Below are 18,515 nucleotides of genomic sequence, written 5' to 3' on the forward strand. Positions count from 1 at the left end.
AGATCCTGCAAAATTGCAACATCTATAACGACGGCGCCTGGAACGACCTGACCGATAAAGAGACCAAGGCGGATCGTCAGCTCCTGATCGAGCACGGCAAGCCGCTTATCTTCGGCAAGGAGCGCAATCGCGGCATCCGGATGAACGGCTTCAGGCTGGAAGAGGTCAAGTTGGGCGAAGGCGGGGTGACGGAGGCTGACCTGTTGGTCTATGACGAGACCAATCTGGCGCTGGCCTTCATCGTGGGCCAGATGCAGCCGCCGCTGCCGGTGCCGGTGGGCGTGCTTTATGTCAATTCGCGGCCAACCTACGACGGCGCAGTCAATGAGCAGCTCGCGCAAGCTTCCTCGAAGCTGGGGCCTGCGGATCTCAATGCGCTGCTGCGCCGCGGCGATACCTGGACCGTGAACTAAGGCGCGAGCGGGTAATACCTGGGCGCACGAAACGCCAAGGTTGGCTGCTATCGCAGGTACAGGCGGGCGCGCGGCAGGGAAGTCTCAGCTTCCTCGCCGCGTGCCCGCTTGTACGGCTCAGGCGCGTTGGCCGCTGGCCAGTTCGAGACATGACACCGTTTCCAGGCACTTTGGAAACTCTGTTATTGCGAGAAGAAGCGCCGAGTCTCCACTACTACCGGCTGCGCGCCGAGGTGACCGCTCCGTAAACAGCGCCCACGATGGTCCCGAAAACTGCGCCGTAGATCGCTCCGCTAAGCGCATAACCCAGCAACGCTTGCTTGAAAAGTATGTAGCTTTGAAATAACTCGTGACTCGCGGCCAAATAGAGCAGATTGGCGATCAGAGACACCAGCACAGACACCGCGCTAAAGACGGCCATGAACACCACGCCGAGTACCACCGCCATAACCAAACCGCTGGTCACGATGGAAAGGCCCTTGGGTTCTTGTAGATGCGATGAAGCTTTCATGAACACACTTCGCGCAGCTCTAAGAATAGTGTAGTCCGTGGCCGGGCTGACTTCACCCCGCCACTTAGAGCTCACGCGTCGACCTTCGAATCCGTGGCGCTGATGGCGACAAGGCCCTGAGTCGGCGAAACGGAACACGCGATTTCACAACCGCGTAGCGCTAGGGCGTTACGCTCACTACCCATTTCGTGGGAGGTCGTAAGTAGCACTGAATTAAAAGGTGCGCGTGACTCGCCAGTCCCCTTCGTCCATCAGCCCGCCCCCCTGATAGCAGAAATAGGCGCCACTTGCCCGGTTAGGTACAAACGGCCCGGTAAAGATGCAGCTAGAGCCATCGAGGAGTATCACACCAAATTTGTCGATCGGAGAATCACTCCAATTGCGCCGCGGCCGGGAGCCAAATACCGGCCAGCCGTTCCAGCGCTGGTGCCACTTCCTCGGGCTGCTGAAAACGGGGCACATGGAGTACCAGCTCGTCGGTGCCCACGCGCTGATAGGCGCGAAGATGGAGCGGGGTCGCGCTCTCGCGATGGGGCGAGGCGATAATTTCCAGCTCTCGCGGATCGCGACCGCTGCTCTCGGCAAGATCTAGCAAGTGCCGGCGCCGATCGCCTACTTGATCGGGCGTTAGATGGCTGCCGTACCAGCCATCGGCCAGCTTAGCCGCGCGCTTAAGTGCCGGCGCGCTATCGCCACCCATCAGAATTGGCAAGCGCGCTCCGGATAGGGGCTTGGGATAGCTGCGGATGGCGTCGAAGCTGATGAACGCGCCGGCAAAGGAGCTTGCGTCTTCGCCCCACAGTTTACGCATCACAGTAATGTACTCAGCCAGCCGCGCACCGCGCCGGGCGTACGGGATGCCCAGCGCTTCGAATTCCTCGGGCAACCAGCCCGCGCCGACTCCCAAAGCGACGCGCCCGCCGCTTAGGCAATCCAGCGTGGCGACCTCCTTGGCCAGAATCACTGGATGGCGCTCGCCCACCAGGCATACTGCCGTACCCAGGCGCAGCTTGCGGGTCACGGCCGCTAGATAGGCCAGGGTGACGAAGGGGTAGCAAAAGGGTGACGTTGTGGAGACCTGAATTTGGCTACGGTCGGCATAAGGGTAGGGAGTTTTGATGTCCTTGGGCATCACCAAGTGTTCGGGCACCCACAGACTGGCGAAGCCCAGCCGCTCGGCATGGCGCCCGACTTCGGCGAGCACGTCGCCCCGCGTGATACCCATCAGAGTGATGCTGATCTTCATTCTGTAATTCCTCAGAGCAAAGCTGGGCCAAGCATAATAGCCTCCTCGGTTCGCTCCAAGCCTGCGTGTGGACAGCGCGGTGTGACGCGAGCTGGCTTTTTTCTCAGAGCCGTAGTCGACTTTCCTGGTTGAAAGTAGGGGGCGCCGCGAGGGCCTCAAAGAGTGCGGCTCCCAAGCGCTCAGCGGCGGATTTGATCGGGCGGTTTAGAAGGTTGCGCTTTCGGCCTCCGCGTGATGGCGGCTCTCGATGTACCCGTCTTGGACCGCGCCGTAAAGGTCGATCGAATAGCGATCGACGTCCTCGAACAGTTGCAGGTTGAGCGAACGATAATTGACGGCCTCGGCAGCTTCGCTGCCGCCTTCGATCGCAAGCGGCATCCACCAAGTCGGCATCGTATAACTAATTGGGTTCATCGAGCCGTCGACCACTCGACCCGCGGTATCGCGAATCGAGGAGGGGCCGAAAAAGGGCAGCACGAGGTACGGCCCCATCGGAACGCCGTACTTATGGAGGGTTAAGCCGAAGTCGGTGTCGTGTTGCTTGAGCTTAAACCAAGAATTGGCTACGTCAAAGAAGCCTGCGCCGCCTAAAGTTGTATTGATTAGGAAACGGCCGGCTTCACCGGCTGCATAGCCCGGCTTAAGCTGGAAGAGATTGTTGGCAAAGCGCGGAATGAAGTTGACATTATCCCAAAAGGTGCCGATATGGCGCCGTACGGGTTCGGGTAAGACGTCGGCATAACCGGTGGCTACGGGACGCAAAACATATTGATCCAACCGCAGGTTGAACCAGAAGATCTTCTCGTTAAGAGGAGCCAGCGGATCAGCATAGGCCTCACTGGTTGGCGCGCCGAGGTTGTCCCCGGGGGTGGGCTGGTCAGCCTGCGCCGCGAAGGCCGGGGTAGAAAGTACTGCGCCCAACAACACTATGAGTAAAGCTGACTTCACGATCTGATTTCCTCTACTATCCAGCATACGGACTGTGGGAACGGCGGACAAACCGGCCCATGACGTCACTTACTGCCAGGATCGTTGAGGCTGGGAAAGCTGCCGCCGCTGCCTTGGCTTTTGCTCCCGCCGCTACTGCTCTTGCCGCTTCCTCCAGAGCTGAAGCTGTTGATTAGTTGACCGATTACGTCCTCCAGCACAAAGGCCGATTCGGTTTGGCGCAGGGTCTGGCCGTTGGTCAGCATCTTGTCCCCAGGGCCCAGCGAGAGTGCGACATATTTGTCGCCGATGATCCCGCGGGTGCGGATAGCCGCGATCGCGTCGTCGTCGACTTTTACGCCCTGGTCGATTTGCATGCCGACGTGGGCGCGATCGTCGAGCAGGCTGATGGAGAATACCTTGCCCACCGCAACTCCTGCGATCTCCACGGCATCACCGGTTTTAAGCCCGGTGATATTGTCGAAATTGGCAAAAATTTCGTAGCTGGGCGGATTGAAGATCTCAACTCGGCCCAGGCGCAGCGACAGATAAGCCAGCGCCGCAAGGCCGATCAGGGCAAAGATACCGACCAGAAATTGAGTGGTACGACTTGCGTACATTCAGCTCCTCGCCACGGGCCGGCGGCCCGCCTCCTCCTCTGCGCTGGCCGATTTACCGGCCAGAAAATGCTGAAATACTTCGTCCTGGGAGGCCATCACTTCCGCCACCGTGCCGTTAAGAGCCATGCGACCACGATGCATGAACGCAATCCGATCGGAAATTTCGAACACCGCGGGCACGTCGTGACTGACCATCACGACCGTCAGCCCTAGTTGCTGATGGGTGTCGCGGATAAGTGCATGGATGGCGCCGGTTCGAGTGGGGTCCAGGCCGGTGGTGGGTTCATCGAGATACAAGATCTTGGGATTACGGATCAGGGCCCGCGCCAGGGCGGCTCGTTTTTGCATACCCCCGCTGATCTCGCTGGGGTATTTGTCGCCCATCCCGCTCAGGCCTACGGCTTCTAGCTTTTCCTCCACCTGGCGGGAGATCTGCGGGCGGCGCAAGCGGGTTTTCTCCACCAGGGGAAAGGCTACATTCTCAGCCACGGTCAGGGAGTCGAACAACGCGCCACCTTGGAACAGCACGCCAAACTGCTCTCGCACCTTGTCCAACGCGCGATAGTTCAAACGAGTCACGTCCACGCCCTCGATTACGATTTGGCCCGAATCGGGTCGCAGAAGCAGATTGAGATGTTTGAGAAATACCGTTTTGCCGCAGCCGCTGGGGCCTACGATGGTCGTGATTTGAGCGGATGGACAGGTTAGGCTGACCCCATCGAGCACCTGCTGGTGGCCGAAACGGCGGCGCAGATTGACCACGTTGATAGCTCCACCGCGCCCGTCCTGGTTCATTTCAATAACAGCGAGGTGAGAAAATAATCGAATACCAAAATCAGAACGCTTGAAAGTACCACTGCTTCGGTGGTGGCACGGCTGACTCCGGTGGCCATCCGTTCGGCATGGTAGCCCTTGTAGCATGACACCCAGGTCACGATCAGGCCAAAGACCAGGGACTTGTAGATTCCTCCCGCGATATCGCTGCCGCCCAGGCTGGAGGCGATGCCGTTATAATACGCGGCTCCCGGTGCTCCCATTAGTCCGACCCCGACCAGGTAGCCGCCGAAAATCCCGATGACGTCGAAAATGGCGGTCAACAGGGGAAAGCTGAGCACTCCGGCCAGTAGCCGTGGCGAGACCAGGTACTGAATCGGATCGATCGCCATCACGGTGAGGGCGTCGATCTGCTCGGTTACCTGCATCGCCCCCAGTTCCGCCGCCATCGCGGAGCCAGCCCGCGCGGTTACCATCAGAGCAGTCAGTACGGGTCCCAGCTCGCGCACCAGCGAGAGCGCAACCACCGTACCTAGGGCGCCCTCGGAGCCGAACTTGCGCAGGGTGAATTCACCCTGCAAGCCCATCACCATGCCGGTGAAAATCCCAATCAGCGCGACCAGGAAGAGTGAGTCGGCGCCAATCTCGCGCGCCTGACGGATCCATAGGCGCGGCTTGTAAGGTGGCTCGAGCAGCGCTACCAAAGCATAGAGTAAGAACAACACGAAGCGCCCCAGCGCGTCGATTCCGTCGATTACCTGGGCGCCCAGCCGCTCAAGCGGGGTGGTCAGGATTGACGAACTCGCCATACTCATCGCGACCCTGCCGGGTTCAGCGCGCCCAAGGAGCGCGATTGTCCGCGGACAGGCGCGGCGGACTGCGCCGCCGGGAAGGAGCGACACGGGGGTAGCGAAATGCTGAGGCTGATTGGGCTCAAGCTTCTTGCCGACAAGCAAAAATTACTTCGTCTAACTTCAGGGCACTAATTGAACCTTGTTGCTCAAGACATAGCAAGCTCCGCGCGCAAGCGAGAAAGCTCTTCCAAAGTTCGCCCTGCGCGTGCCAACCGAGTGAATTCCACCAAGTCAGCCATTTCGTCCAGGTCCAGAGCGGGCCCAGCCAGCTGCAAAATACGGCCCTCGACCTGCTGGCGTTCGCATTCGGCCAGATGGCGCGCCAGGCTATGGATGCCAAAGCGCGGGGCGATCACTTGTGCGGGCTGACGTACTAACACGTTGGTCCCACGGCCATCGCGCGAGGGCACCATCGTTACCGATCGTGCGCCGCCGTTCCTAGCCGCCTCCAGCACGATGTGGATATCGTGTGCGCTGATGAGCGGAGTATCCGACAGCAGGGTGGCCAAGGTGGTGATGCCACTGCGGGCCAGTTGGCTGCTGGCCAGGCTGACTGCAGCGTTGAGGCCGCGCGGATAGCCTTCATCGATTGGCTCGGCGCCGACGCGCCGGGCGCTTTCCAGCAGATCGTTGTCGGAACTGATAACGGCTACCCGCACCGCCGGCGTGACCGCCACCGCTGCGGCCAAAACGTCTTCGAACATTGCGCGCGCCAGCTCTATCCGGGTCGCGGCGCGTAAGGAGGCCAGTCGGGTTTTGGCGTGCGACAATTCTTTTGCCGCGATCAGCAGCGCCTGCATGACTTCATTTATAGCTGATGGCGGCGCACCTTCCAGCAGCTTGCGCGGGGCCCTTCTGTAGCCGAAGGTTTGACTGACAGACCGGTGCGCCGACCCACCCGGCGAATTTTGGGACAGTAGATTGAAAATTGCCTATTAGCCGCTTGATCGATCCAATTTAAGCCGGTCACAATACAACCCGAGGTACCGCGAGGATGAAAGTGCAGTGGGGCCAGACGCGGGAGAGCCGGTGGGCGTTGAAGGCTTTGGCCAGTGCGGTGGCGCTGGCGGCCGTGACGGGATGCAGCCATCGCAGTCCCGCGGATTACGTAACGGCCGGCGATCAGGCTTTGCGCGCCAATCAATTGGCCAATGCCGAGCAGGACTACCAGGCCGCAGTCAAGGCTGCGCCTGATAGCGCTCGCGCGCATCTGGCGCTGGGCCAGCTTTACCTGGTCGAGCACAATTTCACGCCCGCCGAACGCGAGTTGATGCATGCCATTCGACTCAATCCGCGAGCAGCCCAGCCCCATGTGGTCTTGGCCAAGCTTTATGCGGCACAAAATCAGCCCAGCCAGGCCGCCAACCAATGGATGGCGGCGATTGCGCTGGATCCGGCCCAACCCAGTTATTATGAAGAATATGCGGCGCTTTTGATGCAACAGAATCTGCCCGCCGCGGCCGAACACGAACTGCGCTTGGCTGTGGGGCTGGCGCCTCAGGACGCTCACCTGCATTTCGCGCTGGCCAATGCGATGGCAGCCCAGCCCAACCAGCAGGCGTTGGCTCAAGCCGAGTATGCCGAGGTCAAGCGGCTGGATCCGAGTTTGCTGCCGCCTGCCCCCGCACCGTCTCCCGCTCCCGCCAGTGCCCCGACTTTGGCCAGCGCTCCGCCGCCCGCGCCCAACCCGCCCGCCGCCTCCGGTCCTGCCGCGGCTCCGATCCGGCAGCTGAACAAGAGGTTTCTGCTCTCTCACAGCTCGCCGGTCTATCAGGACATGGATCGGAGCAGCGAGGTGGTGGCCCAGGTCCATCGCCGCCGCTACGTGCGAGTGACGGGAATTTCCGGCAACTGGCTGCGCATCCGACTGCGCGACGGCCAGGTCGGCTATATTCCCACTAGCGCGGTTGAATAGTCCGCGGCTGCCGCTGATTATGCCGGCTCAGTCAGGGCCTCCAGTGGCAGGCTGGCGCCGTTGAGAAAGATGAGCCGGCCGTCGTCGGGGCGGCGCTCTTTGAGCCAGCGCGATACCAGCATCATCGGCTCCAACTCGGCCTTGGTGATAGGGCGGGCCTGATAGCGGGCATAGTTGTCCGCGACGTAGCGCGAAATCCGCTGGGGAGCATCGGGCTCGGCCAGCTCAAAGCGCGCCGCCAGGCGTCCGCTCAGAATTACGCTGGCGGTCTCGCCTTCGACGATTACCAGGTTGTTTTCGGTCACCGTCTGACTCAACCGCCGCTCGCGGATCGTGAGCAGTTGCAAGGTCTGCAGGTCGCGCTGATAGCGCGCAGCCTCGTGAAAGCGCATCGCGGCGGCGGCCTGGTCGCGGGCCTGGACCAGTTCGGTAAGCAGCGTGCCGCCGCGCCCGCGCAGGAACTGCAGCGCGCGTTCGAGTTGGCGCCCGTAGCTGTGCGCATCGATGCTCTCGTTGCATGGTGCGGCGCAATGGCCAATCTGGCCCTGGATACAAGCCGAGCGCGCAGGATCGATCTCCAGCCGGCCGGCGCAGGTGCGCAAGCCGCACCAGCGAGCGAGTACCTCGACCGCCTGGCGCGGATGGCGGCGGCCGATGAAGGGGCCAAGCTGTAACCATCCGGACCGCGCCGCCAGTTTGGTGGTCACGCGCAAGCGGGCGAAGGGATCGTTCAGATCCAGGCAGATGAAATAGGCCTGCGGTGCGGTTTTGAGCTGGCGATTATAGGGCGGTTTGAGTTCGCGAATCAGTTTCGCTTCCAACAGCGCCGCCTCCAGCGTGGCGCGCGTGGTCCGGGTCTCGATACTAAAGACGTGGCTGACCAGATCGACGATCTTGCCCCTGGTTCCGGCGCCCCCGTTGAAGTACGAGGCGACGCGCCGCTTGAGATCGCGCGCCTTGCCCACGTAGAGCACGTCGCCGCGCTCGTTGCGCATCAGATAGACCCCGGCCTGGTGGGGCAGCGCGGCGACTACCTCGGGCCTGACATGGCGCTCCATCCGACGCCCCGTAACCGCGCTTTGAGTGAATTCCAGGGCCAGGTCGAGCCGCTTGATTCCCTGGGCAGCGAGCATCTCCAGAAAGATTCCCAGCAACTCGGCCGCCATCCGCGCGTCGCCCAGACCGCGATGGCGTCCCTCGGTGGCCAGGCCGAAGTGTTCCGCCAGCGCGTCCAGCCCGCGCCGGCGCAGCGAGGGGAGCAGGCGGCGGGCCAGCCGCAGGGTGCAGAGGACAGGATTACGCAGTGGAGCTCCCAGCACGCGCCGGTACTCGAAGTCGAGAAAGGATAAGTCGAATTGCGCGTTGTGCGCCACCAGCACCGCGTCGCCCAGAAAGTCACGAAAGCGCGGTAGCAAATCACTAATTGCTGGCGCCAGAGCTACATCTTCGTTGCTAATCGAGGTCATCCGGGTGATGAAGGGCGGAATCGGGCGCGCCGGCCGGACCAGGCTCTGGAAGCTATCGAGGATGCGCCCGCCCACGCACCGGTAGGCGCCAATTTCGATGATCTGATCGGCGCCCGGACGGCCGCCACGAGTCTCCAGGTCGACCACCACGAACTGGGCTTCCGCCAGCGGCCGGCGCAGTCCGAGCCCTTCCACCAGCGACCAGCGCCGATGGTCGGGATCGTAAGCAAAGGCGGGATCTCCGCCCAGCACCTGCTGGACGATCCGATGGCTGAACTCGGGGTCGTTGTGGGTGCCGCTGAAGAGCAGGCCGACGAGCTCTTCCACCGGCGCGCCTTCGATGCGGCCCGCTAGATAGGCGGCTAACTTATCCCGCAGCGTCATTTTCTCGCCCCGCCACCACACCACCCAAAAAAGCGCCTTTCGTGCTTCTTTCGCCGCTGGGCGCCGCCGCATTTTGTGCCCTTCCACAGCGGCTTGTCAACGGTTTTACCCCACTTCTGCCAAAGCTGCTGCAAGGGGGCCCGCGGCGACGTTGATGCCATGCGCTCGCCCGGAGGTCCGCCCTAGAATGCCCGGGGAGATTGAGAATTATGGCTGATAGGTGAGCGTTGACTCGGCGCAGAGGCTCGGCTAAACAATTGGATTCGGCTAATGGCGATGTTTGCAATAATAAAAACCGGCGGTAAGCAATATCGTGTCGCGGTTGGCGACCAAGTAACGGTCGAGCGGATCGCCGGCGAAGTCGGCACCGAAGTTCGGCTGGATGAAGTTCTCGCCCTGGGTGGCGAGGGGCAAGCGGTAATCGGCACGCCGCTGGTAAGCGAGGCTGCGGTGCGGGCCCGGATCGTGGGTCAGCCGCGCGGCACCAAAGTTATCGTGTTCAAGAAGAAGCGGCGTAAGAACTACCGGCGCAAGCGCGGCCATCGACAGGAGCTGACGATGCTCAAGGTGGTAGCGATCGAGCATAGCGGCGCCACGATCCAGCCGCAGGAAGCATCGGCTTAGCAAGGCAGGCCGCGGCCGGCGCGCCGCGCTTAAATTGGGAGATTCACCGGTGGCGCATAAGAAAGGGCAGGGTTCCACGCGCAACGGACGGGACAGTCCGGGACAGCGGCGGGGGATTAAGATTTACGCCGGTCAGCAGGTCAAGGCGGGCAACATCTTGGTGCGGCAATGCGGCACCCGGATCCATCCCGGGCGTAACGTGGGCCTGGGCCGCGATTACACGATTTATGCTCTGATCGATGGGATTGTCGCCTATGAAGCGCGCGGCGAACGCCGCCAAGTCAGCGTCAATCCGCCCAGTGTGAGCGTGGCGCAGTAGCGTTGGGCCGCGCGTAGCTTGCATCCAAGCCCCGCCGCCAGCGGGGCTTTTTTTTGGCGACCAGGTGCGAAAGTTTATCGACGAAGCCCGGGTTTTCACTCGCGCCGGCAACGGTGGCAACGGCGCGATCGCATTCCTGCGCGAAAAATATCGACCCTTCGGCGGTCCCGCCGGTGGTGACGGGGGCAAAGGTGGGGATGTTATCTTGGAGGCCGACGAAGGGCTCTCTACCCTGCTTGATTTCAAATATCGGCCGCGCCTGGTCGCACGCAGCGGCGAACCGGGCCGTGGCAAAGAACAATACGGACGAGCGGGCGACGATCTAGTGGTGCGGGTGCCGGCGGGGACCATCGCCCGAGACGAAGCTACGGGTGAGATCCTGGCCGACCTAGTGGTGCCGGGGGAGCGTGGAATCGTCGCTCACGGCGGGTTGGGCGGGCGCGGCAACATGCATTTTGCCACTGCCACCCGCCAGGCCCCTCGGATCGCCACGCCCGGCGGCGCCGGCGAGGAGCGCTGGGTGTTGCTGGAATTGCGCCTGGTGGCCGACGTCGGGTTGGTGGGCCTGCCCAATGCCGGCAAGTCCACCTTGCTGGCGGCGCTGACCGCAGCTCGGCCCAAGATAGCGTCCTATCCGTTTACCACCCTGAGCCCCAATCTGGGCCGCGTGCAGGTGGACGACCATCGCGATTTCACCATCGCTGATATTCCGGGCCTGATCGAGGGTGCCCATGAGGGGCATGGTTTGGGGGTGCGCTTCTTGCGCCACCTGGCCCGCACTCGGATACTGCTGTTCGTGTTGGACTTGAGCTCCGATCCCGAGCGCGATTATATCGTGGTGCGGGGCGAGATTGGTGCTTTCGATCGCAGTCTGCTCGAGCGTCCCGCCCTGATTGCGCTCAACAAGCTGGACGTGGTTGAGCCCGCGCAGGCGCAGGCCGCCCAAAAAGCGATGGCGGCAAGCGGCCTCGAAGTCTTTCCAATCTCCGCCCAGCAGCACACCGGATGCGAGTCGTTGATCGTCGCTTTGTCGCGCCATCTAAGCTGAACGGGCCGGGCGATAGCGGCGAGTAGTCGCCCATTCGGCAGGAGCGAGGCCAGATCGATGTTCAAGGTTCGAGCGGTCGCTTTGGCGTCTTGCGTCGTTACTAGCTCGCGCGCGGAGTAGCGCGCGAGCGCGTAGACGGGAACAGGTGTTGGCGGCGGTTGATGTCGCAGCTAATTCATAAAGTTGAAGTGCTGAGTCGGATCCGCCGATTAGTGGTGAAAATCGGCAGCGCCGTGCTGTCCGATCGCGAGGGGCTGCGCGAGGAGGTCTTTGCTCGCCTCGCGGCGGAACTGGAGGGGGTAGTCGCGCGCGGCTTGCAAGTGATCGTGGTTACTTCCGGCGCGATCGCGGCCGGTCGGGCGCGGGTTCCGGTCAGCGCCAAGGCTACCATCGCGGAGCGCCAGGCCGCGGCCGCCACCGGCCAGATCGCGCTGATGACGCTGTGGGCGCGTCACTTTGCTGGGCAGGGACGCCAGATCGGCCAGCTGCTGTTGACCCATTCGGATCTGGCCGAACCACGCCGGCGGCTCAATGCTCGTCATACCATCGAAACTTTGCTGGCCCACGGCATCGTACCGGTTATCAATGAAAACGACAGCGTGGCGGTGGAAGAGATCCGTTTCGGCGACAACGACAATCTCTCCGCCCTGGTGGCCAGCCTGGTGGAGGCTCAACTGCTGGTAATTCTCACCGACGTGGCCGGAGTCTTGACCGGCGATCCGCGCCGGCGACCCGACGCGGCGCTGATTCCGCTCATCGCCGATCCCGACGCCGCGATGAAGGGGTTGGTCGCGGAAGCGGCCGGGCCGCTGGGCACCGGCGGGATGGAGACCAAGTTGCGCGCCGCGCGCCAAGCCGCGCGCGCGGGGGTCGCGGTCGTGATCGCTTCGGGCCAGGAGCCCGATACGCTGGCCGGCGTGCTCGATCCGGCCTGTTCCAGCGGTACGCTCATCCTGCCCGCGCGCACTCGGCTGCGCGGTCGCAAGCACTGGATCGCGTTCGCGCTTAGGCCCGCCGGCCGCCTGAGCGTAGATCGCGGGGCGGCCGAGGCGCTGCGGCACAAGGGGCGCAGTCTGCTGCCCTCGGGGGTAAGCGAGGTGCGCGGCGAATTCGGCGCCGGCGCCTGCGTGAGCCTAATCGATCCCGAGGGGCAGGAGTTCGGGCGTGGACTGGTCAATTATCCGGCCGCCGACGTGCTGAAATTGCAAGGCCGGCGTTCGGCCGAAATTGCCGCCATCCTGGGCTACCAGGTGGCCGACGAGATCATCCATCGCGACAACCTCGTGCTACTATGAGGTCGCCATGAGTCTGGAAAGCGAAATCCGCGCCGGTCTGGAGAGCGCGCGAGAGGGTGCGCGCCGTCTGGCCTTGTGCTCAAGCGCGACGCGCAACCTGATCCTGACCAACCTCGCGGCCGCGCTGCGCCAGCGATGTGACGCGATTGCCGCCGCCAACGGGCGCGACCTTGAGGCGGCTCGTGATGAAGGCTTGCGCGGGGCGATGCTGGAGCGGCTGACGCTCACGCCCGAGCGGGTCGAGGCGATGGCGCGCGGAGTAGAGCAGGTGGCTGCGTTGCCCGATCCCGTGGGCGAAGTAATCGCGGGTTGGCGGCGGCCCAACGGGCTGGAGATTCGCCAGGTGCGGGTGCCGATCGGCACGATCGCGGTGATCTACGAATCGCGGCCCAATGTCACCGTCGATGCCGCCGCGCTGCTGCTCAAGGCCGGCAATGCCGCCGTCTTGCGCGGGGGCAGGGAGGCGCTCCACACCAACCGCCTGCTGGCCGAGCTTATCGCGGGCGCGATGGCGGAGGCGGGCGCGCCCGTCCAGGCGCTGTTTTTCGTCGCCACGGCAGAGCGCGAGGTGGTCCAGATTCTCAAGCGCAGCGCCGCTCTGCTCGAGCTCATCATTCCGCGCGGCGGCGGCGCCTTGAAGCAGGCGCTGGAGGCCTCTGCCGTGCCGGTGCTGCCTCATTTCGACGGCATCTGCCACGTCTATGTGGATCGCGCGGCCGATCTGGGGCAGGCCCTGGCGATTTGCGTCAATGCCAAGACCAGCCGGCCTTCGGTGTGCAACGCGATGGAGAATCTGCTGGTACACGAAGCGATCGCACCCCGTTTCTTGCCGCTGTTGGACCGGCAGTTGGGGGCCTTGGGAGTGGAGTTGCGCGGATGTCCGCGCACTCTTGCCCTGATTCCGGCCAAGGCCGCCACCGAGGAGGATTGGGATCGCGAGTATCTCGATCTGATTTTGTCGATCAAAGTGGTGGAGTCGCTGGACGAGGCGATCGACTTTATCGGCCGCCATGGCTCGGGGCTGGCCGACGCGATCGTGACCGCTGATTACGAGGCCGCGCGCCGCTTCCAACATGAGGTCGATTCCGCCACGGTGTACGTCAACGCGTCCACGCGTTTCACCGACGGTTTCGAGTTCGGTTTTGGAGCGGAAACCGGCATTTCCACCAATCGCCTGCATGCGCGGGGGCCGATGGGTTTGCGCGAGCTGACCACCTACAAGTATGTGATTTGGGGTCAGGGCCAAGTTCGCGGCTGAGTGCGGGAAGCGGCAAACCAGTGCGTATCGGACTATTCGGCGGCACCTTTAATCCGATTCACCACGGCCATCTGCGCGCCGCCGAGGAAGTGCGCGAGGTGCTGGGGCTGGATTTGGTCTATTTCATTCCGGCCGCGGCGCCACCGCACAAACCCAGCGCCCAGCTCGCGCCCGCCGACCATCGCCTGCGGATGGTTCAGGCCGCCACCAAGGGCAATCGCCATTTCATGGTCTCCGACAGCGAGGTTCGCCGTTCCGGCCGCTCTTACACCATCGATACGGTGCGTTACTTCATCGCCAACACCCGCCCGCCCGCCACGGTGTTTCTGATGATGGGCAGCGACGCGTTCGCCGAGCTGGAGGGGTGGAAGGATTGTGACGAGATCGTCCGCCTCTGCCATCTGGCAGTGCACAGCCGCGACCAGCTCGCCACCCAAGGCCAACCGGCGATTGTTGCCGCGCTCAGGCGTTTTGGCTACCGTAAGAGTGAGGATCGTTATCTGCACTCCGGCGGACAGACGCTGACCTTTGTATCCACCACGTTTCTGCCAATCTCCGCATCGACCATCCGTGCCGGCTTGCAAGCGCAAAAGAGCGTGCGCTATCTGCTGCCCAACGATGTGCTCGATTACATCCAACGCCATTCACTTTATTCGGGGGTCGAGTAGGCTTAGTGACTTCGTTGCAAAAGACGCTGAACATTGTTGACGCTGCTCTGCAAAAAAAAGCCTACGGTCTGGTCGTACTCCAGGCCGAACATCTGAACTCCATCGCCGACTATTTCGTGATCGCCACCGGCCGCTCGGACATCCAGGTCCAGGCGATCGCCGAGGGGATAGACCAGCGCCTGGACGGCGACGGCGAGCATCCGCTGGGAGTCGAGGGCCTCGCCCATGGCTACTGGGTGGTAATGGATTACGACGACGTGGTGGTCCACATCTTTTACGAGCCGGTGCGCGACCTCTACCGCCTGGAGACCAATTGGACCGACGCCCGGCAAGTGCCGCTGCCCGAGCCGTTCTCCTCGCTGGCGCGCCAGCTCAGCGTCTCCGCCTGAGCCGGCACCCGCCTGGGATTAAAAGCCCTTGCGCCGCATCCAGTTGGCAAGAAGATCCATCGCCTGGTTGTGCACCTCGGGTTGGGTGTGGACGAAATGGTGGGCGCCGGCGACCGTCACCAGCTCCTTGTCCGAGTGGCTGACCGCTTCGTAATAGCCTTTGGAGTAACGCGGAAAGACGCCTTCGTCGGCGCCGAAATTGACGATGAAGAACGGCTTGGAGATGCGCGAGGCGTGGTGGTAGCCGTCCGCGTTGCTCGCCGACAGGCTCCATTGGCTCAGCCACGAGCGATAAGTAGAGCATCGCGCCATCCCGCCGTAGGCATTGCGATTGACCGTCCGCAGGTCGCCGCGGTAGGTCGAAGCGCTGGTCCCGGTGGTGCGCTCGGAGGGATCGACGGCCGGGTCCAGAAAACACAGGTCTGCGTTGGTTCGATATACCGGAAATTGCAGATCCTCCCCGCCGTCGCCCAGTTGTTTCAACTCCGCCAGCTTGGCCCAGCACCAGCGCGTGATGCGATGGTTGCGCTCCTCCTGCGCCGCCCGGTAGCGGGCAATGAACTCGGGTGAATAGGGCGGTCCGTTGCGCGGATCGTACATGTCCAGTGAGGAATCGGTGGCGTGCGGATCGCTTTCGTCTACCACCGAGGGATCGAGCGAATCGGTGAGTACGCGCGGCCGGCCGGGATGGGCGGCGACGAGGATGATCCCGTCGGCGGAGGGCAATTCCTCCCGTGTCAGATCGGGCGGATCGCCGGCGGGAGTCGAGGTGATGGTCGGGCTTTCGGCCTGGCTTTGGTAGGTCGTCACCACCGAGCCGCCGCCGCTGCTGCCGATCAGCACGACGTTCTCGAAGCCGCGCTGGCGCGCGAACCGGACCGCGCCGCCCAGGTCCAGCAATAGCTCTTCCATGAACAGGCGCGAATCGTTGCCATAGAAGCGATGGGCCATGCCGATAGCCGCAAAGCCCCGATCTACCATCGCGCGCAATGTGGGATGCAGAAGGGAGGCGGCGGTGGGATGCAGACCGATAACCACGGTGCGCGGCCGCTTGCCCGCGGGCAGATGGAGAGCCACGTGAACCCGGGGATAAAGGCCGAGGAAATCGCTGAAGGACTCGTGCTCGGGCTTGCTCGTCGTTGGCACCCGAAGCAATTCGACGGTGGGCATTGTCTGACCTCGCGGGGCTGGGATTGGCGCTGGGCCGGCCGTGGCCGGTAATCGGCTGCCGGATTGTAGTTGACATTACCGCCCGCAGGCAAAGCGCCTGCGGAAAAGAAGCCGCGCCGAGTCATACGCTGCATCTTAATGCCGGGCAGGTGTCGCCATCTGAACCGTTCGCCTCGCCGGCGCGACAGCTCGCCGTCTCCGCCTGAGCCGGGCGGCGCGATCCAGCCCTGGGGCATTAGGTTGGCGCGCCGGCGAATCCCGATGCGGAAGCAGCTACGTCATCTCGTCAAAATCGCGATCCTGGATAACTAGCCCGGGACCGCTGAAACGGCCTGTCTGGATGGAACGGCGCGTTCTGGCGCAATTAGCGCGCGCGGCTTTCGTGGGCTATAGCTAACCGGCGAAAAATCCGAACCTTTTAGCGGACGGTGGGCCTATAGACGCCTTGAGCGGCCAAAAAGGAAATTTCGACTTAAAGATTTTTTATATATATGAACGTATGCTATAAAATGCATCATGAAGCATTTTGACCGTCCTGGTCTGTTGCGGTTTGCGTTCGCTTTCACCGCTCTGGTAACTGCAGCTTGCAATAGCTCAAGTTCCGGGAAATCGCCCACTCCCACGCCCACCATCACCTCAAGCTCCACGGCGACGGCGACCCCTACGGCGAGCGCAACCGCGACTGCGACTCGCACCGGCACCGCGACGGCGACTTCAACCACGACCACCACCGCCACCACCACGGCAACTGCGACCGCGACGGCGAGCGCAACTTCCACCGCCACCGCGACCTCGACGGCAACCCCCACGGCCTCCGCGAGCGCGACGCCTTCGCCGACGCCCGCCTGCGCAACCGGCACGGTTCCCTATACCTTCGTCAACAGCAATTCATACCCGGTGTGGCTGGCGGAGTTTTACCAGGGCTCGGGTAGTGTCGCGAGTAACGTAATCGTGCCGTCGGGCAACAATTGGGAGTTGGCGGCCAGCCAGTCGGTTGCGCTGTGCATGCCCACCGGCTGGAGCGGGCGATTCTGGGCGCGGACCGAGTGCGATTTCGACTCCCTGTTCCAGAACGATCCAGGATTCGGTACGTCGTGCACCTCCAACAGCGACTGCGCGAACTTCCCGGGCACTTCCTGCTTCGGCGGCAAATGCATGCTCAACTGTACGTCCGGTGCGCAGGGGAACACTTTTTGTCAAGGTACGGGGGGGCTCAACAACCCCAATGCGATTTGCGTGTCCGAAGCGGGGCAATCATTCTGTGCCTATCCCTCGGGGACCGTATGCAAGACCGGCGATTGCGGTTTCGGACTGTATCAGTGTCAGGGACAATGGAACGGTTCGCCATACGGCGTAACGGGCGATGCGCCGGCGTCGTTGTTCGAAGCAACCATTGTAAGTAATAGCTCGGTAAACTTCGACGTAAGCCTGGTTTCCGGTTATAACACCGCGATCAAGGCGGTGCCGTCGGCGGCAAGTTGTTACGCTCCCCAATGTAATTCCGATCTGAATTCGGCTTGCCCAACCAATCTGCAGGTGACCGAGGCACCCTCGGCCAGGCCCGGGCCGATTCCATGCGGGAGCGGTACCTTCTGTCAAAGCGGCGCCTGCGTAAACAATCAGTGCGTTATCGGTTGCAACGATCCGGGCGATCAGTGCGCCGCTTCCAATCCTCCGGCAGGGCTGCAGTGCAACACCGTCGTACCCAGCGGGGATGGGTCCACTTATTTCGACATGTACGAGGCGGCCAACAAGAGCGGTAAAGTCTCTGGCCCCATCGGCGCCGCGATGTCGTCGGGGAACCAGGGCACGCCGACCTGCTGGAGCGATGCGGATTGCCTGCCCACCGAATCCTGCCAAACGACCTTGATTTCCGGTTTCCCCTCGGGCCTGGGAATCTGCGCTTCAAACTCCGCGCCGGCTTTCCAACCGCAACCCAATTGCGACGCCAATCACGTCGGCGATCCCTGCGGTGGCTACTTCAACGCCGGATATCCCAATGCCCAGGATTATGTCTGCAAGCAAGTGACCTATAACTCGGTCGCCAACTACGTGTGCGTGCCGCAATTCGAACCGCCTGTCAACGGACTCGGCACAGCCCAGACCCCCACTGGAGGTGGCACCACCCTATATACGGGCACAGCTTGTCCGATTAATCCCGAATGGCTGAGTGCGGCCACCACCGCCGGCAATGGCACGCCTTGGTACGAGGACTTCGCCAGCGCATGTCCCCATCAATACGGCTGGACCTACGACGACCATGCCGGAGACATTGGTTGCACGCCGGGTGGCAGCACACCAACCAGCATGACGGTCACGTTCGGTCCCCCAACCCCCTGACAGAATGCCGACTTGGCAGGCTGCGGAAAAAGTCTCCGCAGCCTGCTCCCCTTCTCTTATCTCCCCCTCAATGTCCTCGTGCGGCCTGACAGTCGCCACGTGCTGGTTGACTCGGGCCGACAAGATGTCGTCGGGAACCTGACAGATCCGTGGCACAGAGTCTTCCGTGATGTTGAGAAGACATCGCCGGTTCTTACCTCTACGTTCTGCAGTTCCTCGCCGCGGGCGTCGTCGACGAAAGCTAATCCCCTCGCGCGAAAGCCATCGTTGTAGATGTTCTGGCTCATGATAAGC

General features: G+C 62.6%; 20 protein-coding genes and 1 pseudogene. 11 read left to right on the top strand and 10 right to left on the bottom strand.

Annotation, left to right across the window (positions count from 1 at the left end):
- The coding region (locus tag VKV28_10905) for a hypothetical protein (protein ID HLH77304.1) at positions 1-413 on the top strand (413 nt) is incomplete at its 5' end.
- 214 nt (positions 414-627) lie between these two features.
- Here the strand turns inward: VKV28_10905 and VKV28_10910 are convergent.
- The 7 genes from VKV28_10910 to cofC form a co-directional block, all read right to left on the bottom strand.
- Positions 628-924 (bottom strand): hypothetical protein, encoded by a 297-nt coding sequence (locus tag VKV28_10910; protein ID HLH77305.1) that lies wholly within the window; start codon positions 922-924, stop codon positions 628-630.
- Between the two features lie 370 nt (positions 925-1,294).
- Positions 1,295-2,170, bottom strand: coding sequence for an LLM class F420-dependent oxidoreductase (locus VKV28_10915; protein ID HLH77306.1), 876 nt, complete (start codon positions 2,168-2,170; stop codon positions 1,295-1,297).
- A 204-nt stretch (positions 2,171-2,374) separates the two neighbouring features.
- Entirely contained in the window at positions 2,375-3,118 is a 744-nt protein-coding gene (locus VKV28_10920) for a VacJ family lipoprotein (GenBank protein HLH77307.1), read from the bottom strand.
- 65 nt (positions 3,119-3,183) lie between these two features.
- Entirely contained in the window at positions 3,184-3,717 is a 534-nt protein-coding gene (locus tag VKV28_10925; GenBank protein ID HLH77308.1) for an outer membrane lipid asymmetry maintenance protein MlaD, read from the bottom strand.
- Positions 3,718-4,512, bottom strand: coding sequence for an ABC transporter ATP-binding protein (locus VKV28_10930; GenBank protein ID HLH77309.1), 795 nt, complete (start codon positions 4,510-4,512; stop codon positions 3,718-3,720).
- A complete protein-coding gene (locus VKV28_10935; protein HLH77310.1) occupies positions 4,509-5,300 on the bottom strand; it encodes an MlaE family lipid ABC transporter permease subunit in 792 nt (263 codons plus the stop codon). Before VKV28_10935 ends, VKV28_10930 begins: the two co-directional genes overlap by 4 nt.
- A gap of 191 nt (positions 5,301-5,491) precedes the next feature.
- Complete coding sequence (cofC, locus tag VKV28_10940; protein HLH77311.1) at positions 5,492-6,145, bottom strand: 2-phospho-L-lactate guanylyltransferase; 654 nt, start codon at positions 6,143-6,145, stop codon at positions 5,492-5,494.
- A gap of 194 nt (positions 6,146-6,339) precedes the next feature.
- On the opposite strand from cofC, the gene VKV28_10945 reads away from it, so the two are divergent.
- Positions 6,340-7,260 (top strand): hypothetical protein, encoded by a 921-nt coding sequence (locus tag VKV28_10945; GenBank protein HLH77312.1) that lies wholly within the window; start codon positions 6,340-6,342, stop codon positions 7,258-7,260.
- Between the two features lie 17 nt (positions 7,261-7,277).
- On the opposite strand, the gene VKV28_10950 is transcribed toward VKV28_10945, so the two are convergent.
- Positions 7,278-9,110, bottom strand: coding sequence for an exonuclease domain-containing protein (locus VKV28_10950; GenBank protein ID HLH77313.1), 1,833 nt, complete (start codon positions 9,108-9,110; stop codon positions 7,278-7,280).
- Between the two features lie 276 nt (positions 9,111-9,386).
- On the opposite strand from VKV28_10950, the gene rplU reads away from it, so the two are divergent.
- From rplU to rsfS, 7 genes are all read left to right on the top strand, one after another.
- Entirely contained in the window at positions 9,387-9,734 is a 348-nt protein-coding gene (rplU, locus tag VKV28_10955) for a 50S ribosomal protein L21 (protein ID HLH77314.1), read from the top strand.
- A gap of 49 nt (positions 9,735-9,783) precedes the next feature.
- Positions 9,784-10,053, top strand: coding sequence for a 50S ribosomal protein L27 (rpmA, locus tag VKV28_10960; protein HLH77315.1), 270 nt, complete (start codon positions 9,784-9,786; stop codon positions 10,051-10,053).
- Between the two features lie 64 nt (positions 10,054-10,117).
- On the top strand, positions 10,118-11,101 hold the full coding sequence (obgE, locus tag VKV28_10965) for a GTPase ObgE (GenBank protein ID HLH77316.1): 984 nt from the start codon (positions 10,118-10,120) through the stop codon (positions 11,099-11,101).
- A 161-nt stretch (positions 11,102-11,262) separates the two neighbouring features.
- Positions 11,263-12,396 (top strand): glutamate 5-kinase, encoded by a 1,134-nt coding sequence (proB, locus tag VKV28_10970; protein HLH77317.1) that lies wholly within the window; start codon positions 11,263-11,265, stop codon positions 12,394-12,396.
- A gap of 7 nt (positions 12,397-12,403) precedes the next feature.
- Complete coding sequence (locus tag VKV28_10975) at positions 12,404-13,654, top strand: glutamate-5-semialdehyde dehydrogenase (GenBank protein HLH77318.1); 1,251 nt, start codon at positions 12,404-12,406, stop codon at positions 13,652-13,654.
- A 20-nt stretch (positions 13,655-13,674) separates the two neighbouring features.
- Positions 13,675-14,322, top strand: a complete 648-nt coding sequence (nadD, locus tag VKV28_10980; GenBank protein ID HLH77319.1) for a nicotinate-nucleotide adenylyltransferase — start codon at positions 13,675-13,677, stop codon at positions 14,320-14,322.
- Positions 14,323-14,327: 5 nt separating this feature from the next.
- Positions 14,328-14,711, top strand: a complete 384-nt coding sequence (gene rsfS / locus VKV28_10985; GenBank protein ID HLH77320.1) for a ribosome silencing factor — start codon at positions 14,328-14,330, stop codon at positions 14,709-14,711.
- A gap of 18 nt (positions 14,712-14,729) precedes the next feature.
- Here rsfS and VKV28_10990 read toward each other — a convergent pair whose 3' ends face one another.
- On the bottom strand, positions 14,730-15,881 hold the full coding sequence (locus VKV28_10990; protein ID HLH77321.1) for an alpha/beta hydrolase: 1,152 nt from the start codon (positions 15,879-15,881) through the stop codon (positions 14,730-14,732).
- A 434-nt stretch (positions 15,882-16,315) separates the two neighbouring features.
- Entirely contained in the window at positions 16,316-16,741 is a 426-nt protein-coding gene (locus tag VKV28_10995; GenBank protein ID HLH77322.1) for a hypothetical protein, read from the bottom strand.
- Between the two features lie 31 nt (positions 16,742-16,772).
- Between VKV28_10995 and VKV28_11000 the strand changes: the two are divergent.
- Positions 16,773-16,916: pseudogene (locus tag VKV28_11000) on the top strand (hypothetical protein).
- Between the two features lie 120 nt (positions 16,917-17,036).
- Positions 17,037-18,221 (top strand): thaumatin family protein, encoded by a 1,185-nt coding sequence (locus VKV28_11005; GenBank protein ID HLH77323.1) that lies wholly within the window; start codon positions 17,037-17,039, stop codon positions 18,219-18,221.
- Positions 18,222-18,515 lie beyond the last annotated feature (294 nt).

This window comes from Candidatus Binataceae bacterium (genome assembly GCA_035294265.1).
GTDB lineage: Bacteria > Desulfobacterota > Binatia > Binatales > Binataceae > DATGLK01.